This is a genomic window from bacterium, from assembly GCA_030654305.1.
In the GTDB taxonomy this organism is placed as follows: Bacteria; Krumholzibacteriota; Krumholzibacteriia; order LZORAL124-64-63; family LZORAL124-64-63; genus PNOJ01.
The window spans coordinates 1-3302 of the sequence record JAURXS010000016.1 but is presented as its reverse complement, the minus strand read 5'-3'; the positions used below and the strand labels follow the sequence as shown (position 1 = coordinate 3302).

General features: G+C 68.4%; 5 protein-coding genes. 4 read left to right on the top strand and 1 reads right to left on the bottom strand.

The window, feature by feature from the left end:
* Nucleotides 1-281, bottom strand: a 281-nt coding sequence (locus Q7W29_00475) for a hypothetical protein (GenBank protein MDO9170288.1), incomplete at its 3' end; no start/stop codon positions are given.
* A gap of 155 nt (nucleotides 282-436) precedes the next feature.
* On the opposite strand from Q7W29_00475, the gene Q7W29_00470 reads away from it, so the two are divergent.
* The 4 genes from Q7W29_00470 to Q7W29_00455 are packed head-to-tail and all read left to right on the top strand — an operon-like array spanning nucleotide 437 to nucleotide 3276.
* A complete protein-coding gene (locus Q7W29_00470; protein ID MDO9170287.1) occupies nucleotides 437-1078 on the top strand; it encodes a hypothetical protein in 642 nt (213 codons plus the stop codon).
* Nucleotides 1011-1316 (top strand): hypothetical protein, encoded by a 306-nt coding sequence (locus Q7W29_00465; GenBank protein MDO9170286.1) that lies wholly within the window; start codon nucleotides 1011-1013, stop codon nucleotides 1314-1316. Before Q7W29_00470 ends, Q7W29_00465 begins: the two co-directional genes overlap by 68 nt.
* 53 nt (nucleotides 1317-1369) lie before the next feature.
* Nucleotides 1370-2776, top strand: a complete 1407-nt coding sequence (locus Q7W29_00460; GenBank protein MDO9170285.1) for an MBL fold metallo-hydrolase — start codon at nucleotides 1370-1372, stop codon at nucleotides 2774-2776.
* A gap of 35 nt (nucleotides 2777-2811) precedes the next feature.
* On the top strand, nucleotides 2812-3276 hold the full coding sequence (locus Q7W29_00455; GenBank protein MDO9170284.1) for a GAF domain-containing protein: 465 nt from the start codon (nucleotides 2812-2814) through the stop codon (nucleotides 3274-3276).
* The last annotated feature ends 26 nt before the right edge of the window (nucleotides 3277-3302 follow it).

Sequence of the window (3302 nt, the reverse complement as noted above, 5' to 3'; positions counted from 1 at the left end):
GCCAGCATCAGGGCGTTGCGGAAGCCCATGCGGTCGGCCAGCGCCCCGGTGAAGAAGGGCATCAGGTAGATCCAGCCGCCGAACAGGCCGGCCACGACGCCCGCCTGGACGTCGTCCAGCCCGACCGCGCGGATCAGGTAGGTGCGCAGGGCGATGAACGTGCCGTAGTAGGCGGCGCGCTCGCAGAGTTCGGCGCCGTTGCCGGTCCAGAAGGCGCGCGGGAAGCGCCAGGTCGTCTTGCCCGTCTGCGGAGCGGCGGCGGGTGCGGATGCTGCGGTCATGCGACTCTCCTGGTCCCGGACGAAGTGCGGAGCGTACACCAGCGTTTCGCAGTCTAGTGTCCGGCGTCAATCGCGGCAATCAGGACTCGTCCCGGACGGGCGGAACTGGAAATTATACTTGACACTTACTGATTTTACGTACGATTATATTCATTATGCGTAAGTCATTCTTTATCAACACGATTATGCCACAGACCCGTAGCCGGATCCTGGGAACCACGCTGCTGAATCCCGAGCGCTGGTGGTACCTGAGCGATCTGGCCAACCACCTGCAGGTGCGGCCCTCGAGCCTGCAGCGGGAACTTTCCGCGTTGGTGGCGGCGGGGATCCTGCGCCGGCGACGCGATGGCAACCGCGTCTATTTCCAGCCTGACCCCGGTTGCCCGGTCTTCAGCGAACTCCGCGGACTCATGCTGAAGACCGTCGGCCTGGTCGACGTGCTCCGGGAAGCGCTCATGCCGTTCTCGGCTCGGATCTCATGGGCCTTCGTATACGGATCACTAGCCCGGGGCGAAGAATCCGGTTCAAGCGATGTCGATCTGATGATCATCGGCGACACGGGTCTGGCCGTACTGGCCGTACCTCTCCAGAAAGCCGAAGAGCGCCTGCTGCGGCCGATCAATCCCACGATCTACACGCAGGCAGAGGTTGCAAACAAGCTGGCCGCGGGGCACCATTTCCTGCGCGAGGTCATGGCGCGTGAGAAACTGCCTGTCCTAGGGAGTCTCGATGAACTGGACGCAGTTGTTGGAGACGCGCCGAGCCCAGCGACACGAGACGAGCCGTCAGGAGATTGACGGGCTGCGCTCCGTTGTGATTCGCGACTTTGACGACGCCGCTCTCGCCGATCTTTCCGCCGACCGCCGCTTCGCCATCTACTTTGACACCTGCCGTCGCAAACGGAATATCGTAGATTACGATTGCGCTGAGACCGTCACCGATACGGAAGCAACGGAACTCATCGACAAAGCTGCGGAGTTCGAAGAGCAAGTAGAAGCTTGGATCACCATGCAACACCCTGGGTTGGCCAGGTAGCCGTCCAAGGTGCTGTCCGGAACCGGCCACACCAACGAATGCGGAGGTACCGCGTGGACATCCGACTGACCTTCCTGGGCGCCGCCGGCAACGTCACCGGCTCGCGCTACCTCGTCGAGGCCGGCGGCAAGCGCGTCTACGTGGACTGCGGCATGTTCCAGGAGTGGCGCTTCAAGGCGCGCAACTGGCAGCCGGACCTCGTCGCGCCCGCGGACATCGACGCGGTGGTCCTGACCCACGGCCACCTCGACCACTGCGGCCTGCTGCCGAAGCTGGTGCGCGACGGCTTCACGGGCCGCATCCACTGCACCGCGGCGACGGCCGACATCGCCATGATCGTCATGGAGGACGCGGGCTCGATCCAGGAAGAGGACGCCCGCAACAAGCGCAAGCGGCACCGGCGCGAGGGCCGCAGCGGGCCGCACCCCGAGGAACCTCTCTACACGCACCGCGACGCCCTCGCCGTCCGCAAGCGCCTGACGAAGGCCGCCTTCGGCGCCCCGGTGCGGGTGGCCGACGGGATCGAGCTGGAATTGACGGGCGCCGGCCACATCCTGGGCGCCGCCTCGGTGATCCTGCGCCTGGGCGAAGGCGGGAGCCGGCGGACGCTGGTCTTCTCGGGCGACCTCGGCCCCTGGGACATGCCCATCCTCGAGGACCCGCGGCCGCCGGCCCTCGCCGACTACCTGGTGATCGAATCGACCTACGGGGACAAGGACCACGACCCGCCGCGGGAGGTGCCCGAGGCGCTGGCCCGCGTGGTCCTCGAAACCTCGGCCGCGGGCGGCAACCTGGTGATCCCGAGCTTCTCGGTCGAGCGCACCCAGGACCTGCTCTACCACCTGAACCAGCTGCGACAGGCGGGCCGTCTGCCCGACCTGCCCGTCTTCGTGGACAGCCCGATGGCCATCAGGGTCACCGAGGTCTTCGCGCGCCACCCCGAGCTCTTCGACGAGGAGGCCCGCGTCCTGCTGCGCGAGGGGCGGCACCTGAGCGACTTCCCGGGCCTGCGGCTCTGCCGCACCCGCGAGGAGTCCCAGGCGATCAACTTCCAGAAGCGGCCGGCGATCATCATCGCCGGGTCGGGCATGTGCACCAGCGGCCGCATCAAGTACCACCTCGAGCACAACCTGGGTCGGTCCGAGAGCACGGTGCTGTTCATCGGCTACCAGGCGTCCGGCACCCTGGGCCGCGACATCCTGAACGGCGCGCCCGAGGTGCGCCTGTTCGGCGCGATGCGGCCGGTGCGGGCGCGGGTGGCCGAGATCCACGGGTTCTCGGCCCACGCCGGGCGCGGCGAGCTGCTGCGCTGGGCGCGCGCGCTGGGCGAGAAGCCCCGGCACGTCTTCGTCACCCACGGCGAACCCGAGACCGCCGCCGCCTTCGCCGAGTCCCTGCGCCGCGAGTGCGGATACGAGGCGTCGGTGCCGGCGTACCTCGACAGCGCGGCCCTCACCTGATCCCGCGGCCACCAGCCGCCACGCCGGAGGACGACATGCACGACGACCGCGACGGCCTCGCCGGGCGCTACCGCCGCATCGGAGACCAGCTGGCCGAGCTGTTCCTGAAGACCGACGACCCGACCGCCCGCATGGCGACCGCCGTCGCGGTGCTGCACCACAAGATGCCGCACTACTTCTGGACGGGATTCTACCGGGTGCTCGACGGGGCGCTGGTGGTCGGCCCCTACCAGGGGCCGGTGGCCTGCGCGGTGCTGCGCGGGCCGGAAGGCGTGTGTTGGGCCGGGGTCCGCGGCGGCGCGACGGTGCTGGTGCCCGACGTCCACGCCTTCGAAGGCCACGTCGCCTGCGACGCGCGCTCGCGCAGCGAGATCGTCGTGCCGGTGCGGGACCGCACGGGGGCCGTCGTGGCGGTCCTGGACGTGGATTCCGAGCGCCCGGACGCCTTCGGCGAGGCCGACCGCGCGGGACTCGAGCGGATCGTCGCGCTGCTGTTCTGACGGGAACGCCCCTACTTCGCGCTCCT

Bases quoted from the DNA above. Each gene is read 5' to 3' on its own strand.
- Q7W29_00470 (MDO9170287.1), top strand. From the start codon at position 437: ATGCGTAAGTCATTCTTTATCAACACGATTATGCCACAGACCCGTAGC.
- Q7W29_00455 (MDO9170284.1), top strand. From the start codon at position 2,812: ATGCACGACGACCGCGACGGCCTCGCCGGGCGCTACCGCCGCATCGGA.
- Q7W29_00465 (MDO9170286.1), top strand. From the start codon at position 1,011: ATGAACTGGACGCAGTTGTTGGAGACGCGCCGAGCCCAGCGACACGAG.